At 36.9% G+C, this 3,291-nt stretch carries 5 protein-coding genes; 4 read left to right on the top strand and 1 reads right to left on the bottom strand.

The window, feature by feature from the left end:
- On the top strand, positions 1-680 hold a 680-nt coding region (locus tag ACYVTD_RS10925; RefSeq protein ID WP_461247801.1), incomplete at its 5' end, for an FtsW/RodA/SpoVE family cell cycle protein.
- Between the two features lie 16 nt (positions 681-696).
- Here ACYVTD_RS10925 and ACYVTD_RS10920 read toward each other — a convergent pair.
- Positions 697-1,212, bottom strand: coding sequence for a ComEA family DNA-binding protein (locus tag ACYVTD_RS10920; RefSeq protein ID WP_461247800.1), 516 nt, complete (start codon positions 1,210-1,212; stop codon positions 697-699).
- 144 nt (positions 1,213-1,356) lie between these two features.
- On the opposite strand from ACYVTD_RS10920, the gene ACYVTD_RS10915 reads away from it, so the two are divergent.
- From ACYVTD_RS10915 to ACYVTD_RS10905, 3 genes are all read left to right on the top strand, one after another.
- Positions 1,357-1,479: a hypothetical protein gene (locus ACYVTD_RS10915; RefSeq protein ID WP_461247799.1), complete on the top strand. Its 123-nt coding sequence runs from the start codon at positions 1,357-1,359 to the stop codon at positions 1,477-1,479.
- An 86-nt stretch (positions 1,480-1,565) separates the two neighbouring features.
- Positions 1,566-2,246 (top strand): acyl-[acyl-carrier-protein] thioesterase, encoded by a 681-nt coding sequence (locus ACYVTD_RS10910; protein ID WP_461247798.1) that lies wholly within the window; start codon positions 1,566-1,568, stop codon positions 2,244-2,246.
- Between the two features lie 31 nt (positions 2,247-2,277).
- On the top strand, positions 2,278-3,291 hold a 1,014-nt coding region (locus ACYVTD_RS10905; protein WP_461247797.1), incomplete at its 3' end, for a 1-deoxy-D-xylulose-5-phosphate synthase N-terminal domain-containing protein.

The following is a 3,291-nucleotide window of genomic DNA, read 5'->3' as shown; positions in this document are numbered from 1 at the left end:
TCGTAATGTCATGCATTTATGTTATATGTTTGTTTTTTATTTTGCAGCGCGATTGGGGTTCGATGGTGTTGTTTTTCTTGACTTACTTATGCGTTTTGTTTGTTCATGGAGAACAGTTTTGGATATTACTTAGCAATTTTAGCTTGATGTCTCTTGCTGTGTGGTTTGCTGCTAATCATTTAACGCATATTCAAACACGCATACAAAACTGGCTGCATCCGTTTGGTGATATGACTAATAAGAGTTTTCAAACAGCGCAGAGCTTGTTTGCAATTTCTAGCGGTGGATTTTTCGGTTCAGGCATCGGCTTAGGGCACCCAGAATTTATACCAGAAGTACACTCCGATTTTATTTTTTCTGCAATTTGCGAAGAACTCGGCATCTTTGGAGGCTGCGCTGTTGTGCTATTGTTCTTTATATTGGTATATCGTGGTTATAAAATTGCCTTGGCGGCCAGAGGGTATGACAAATGGATAGCAATAACTATCGCAACATTGTTCGGGTTACAAACATTTATTATTATAGGTGGCGTGATTAACCTAATTCCGCTAACAGGAATAACTTTGCCGTTCATTAGCTATGGCGGGTCATCACTCGTCACCACATTTATATCGCTTGGCATCCTGCAGGCGATAAGCTACAAAAATGAAAATCTCGCTGAGCTAGTCGAGCGAGATTAGGTATAAAAGTTCTATATTATATGGTTATATATTGAGCAAACTTCGTTAGTGTTTTTGCGCCTATGCCGGAAACGTTTGTTAAATCTTGAATAGAAGTGAAGGGGCCGTTTTCGATTCGGTATGCAACTATTCTTGCGGACAAACCCTCGCCTATTCCTGGTAGCCTTTGAAGTTCTAGTATTCCAGCTTTATTTATATTTATTTTAGCCTCTCCAGGGGTTATTTTTTTTGGTTTTGAGCTAGTAGAGGAGGAAGTGTTAACTGAACTGGATGTGGTAACGGATTTAGATGCCATCCTGTTTTGAACTTCAGCGACTGTAGAAAAACTTTGATCAGCTTGCGCAACTGATTCATCAGCTGGAATTAAATCTGTACCATTTGCTGCCATTGCAAGATGATTTATGGTTACTGGCTCTGGCTCTGGTCTTGGCGAAATATACATCGCTAGGACATTAACTAATAAAAAACCGATTATGCCTAGATATACATAATCAATCTTTTCAAATATTTTCTTCTCTTTTTCAAGTTTCATTGGGGGATTAACACCTCGCGAATATGATTTTACCACTATATAAAATAAATGTCAACAAAATTCTACAAATTTTTCAACAAAAAATGTATAAAAAAAACAAAATTACATAATAATATCATAAAAGTATAATTAAAGGAGAATATTATGCCTACCAAAAAGAAAGCAACAACAGCAAAAAAGAAAACTACTTCGCAAAGCAAGTCTAAGACGAAAGCAAAAACAAGCAACAAAACGAGCAATGCTAAAAAAAGCAGTGCAAAGGCGTAGATTGAGTTTTAAAACGGCGGAGATTTCTGCCGTTTTTTATTGCTTTTTTTGTTTTGTTATGATACAATCAAGTTGGTGAATTTTATATGAATGAATACATAATTGAACATAGAGTTAGTGAATTCATGGATTGCAATAGTGAACGTTTAATGCGGCTTGCGCCACTTTGGGATGTTATGCAGGAGTGCGCAGAACAGCATTTATGCTCTCTCGGGATGGGGCATGAAAAAATGCTAGAAAACGGTAATTTTTGGGTCATCGCAAGAGAGGCTGTCGACGTTGTTTCGTATCCTGCTGCTGGAGATGTTATAAAAATAAGGACCTTTTCTGCAGGGGTCGATAAATTTATTGCACTTAGAAATTGGGAAGTGTATAACAGCGAGAACGCGCGAATAGTCTTATCAAAAAGCTCGTCTATGCTTATTGATGCCACGACAGGACGCCCGCTTAGGTGTATCAATGCTTATCCGGATTATGATTGGGAAGAGCCTATGAATGAAGCTCCAAATAAAATTATATTTACAGAAGAATGTGAAAAATTTTCCGAATTCACGGTGCAATATAGTGATATAGACAGCAACAATCATGTTAACAATGCGCGCTATATAAACTGGGTTGAAAATGTTTTGGGGTATTCGCCTAAAAGAATAAATGTTAATTATATTGCAGAAACGAAATTGGGCGATTTTATCTCTGTTTATTATAAAGACAATAAAATAAAATTTTCTAGAGATGGAAAAACAGTATTTTTGGCAGAGATTAGTTGACATTTTTAATATAAAATGTTAAAATAATTGTATGGATGAGATAAAACAATTAGAAAAAGAAGCGCAAGATATAAGAGAGTTTCTAATAGAAAAGGTCACGGAAACTGGTGGTCACATTGCTAGCAATTTGGGGGTTGTAGAGCTAACTTTGGCTTTGCATCATTGTTTTGATTCACCTAATGATAAATTTATTTTTGATGTTGGTCATCAGTCTTATGTTCATAAAATGCTTACCGGAAGGAAAGAGTTTTTTGATAGCTTGCGTCAAAAAGATGGATTATCTGGGTTCCCCAAGAGGAGTGAGAGTGAACACGATGTTTTTGACACCGGGCATTCGTCAACATCGATCTCAGCCGCTCTTGGTTACGCTATCGCAATGGAAAAAGAAAAAAGCGAAAATAAATCAATTGCCATAATAGGCGACGGCTCGTTAACGGGCGGCATGGCTTTTGAAGCTCTCAATCACGCTGGTCATATCAACGCAAAAAACTTGATCGTTGTGCTTAATGATAACCAATATTCGATAAGCAGAAATGTCGGAGCGTTTGCTCATTATCTCACTAGATTGCGTACGCAAAAATCTTATTATGCATTGAAAGACACGATTAATTCTAACTTGAGCAAAACGAAATTTGGCGAAAAAGTTGCTGATGGGTTATATAATCTAAAGCAGGCGCTCAGGAGCGCAGTTTTAAAAACCACATATTTTGAGACCATTGGATTTAAATATATAGGACCAATCGATGGGCATGATTTAAACGATTTAATATATGTTTTCAATCGGGCGAAAGAAATTTCTGGTCCGATTTTGATTCATGTTGTAACTAAAAAGGGAAAAGGCTATGAAGATGCTGAAAAAAACCCTGCAAAATTTCATGGAATTGGCAAAAAGAAAAGCGGAGGCAGTAAATTTTCTTCTAGCGACGCTGTTGGAGCAAAGTTACTTCAAATAGCTGAAAAAGATAATAAAATTTTAGCGATAACTGCGGCGATGAAAGAGGGAACGGGGCTCAAAGAGTTTGCCAATAAACTTCTCGAACAATAC

This window comes from Treponema sp. R6D11, assembly GCF_054786075.1.
The sequence above is the reverse complement of the archived record's forward strand: the minus strand, read 5'-3'. Positions and strand labels throughout refer to the sequence as shown.

Bases quoted from the DNA above. Each gene is read 5' to 3' on its own strand.
- ACYVTD_RS10920 (WP_461247800.1), bottom strand. From the start codon at position 1,212: ATGAAACTTGAAAAAGAGAAGAAAATATTTGAAAAGATTGATTATGTA.
- ACYVTD_RS10915 (WP_461247799.1), top strand. From the start codon at position 1,357: ATGCCTACCAAAAAGAAAGCAACAACAGCAAAAAAGAAAACTACTTCG.
- ACYVTD_RS10910 (WP_461247798.1), top strand. From the start codon at position 1,566: ATGAATGAATACATAATTGAACATAGAGTTAGTGAATTCATGGATTGC.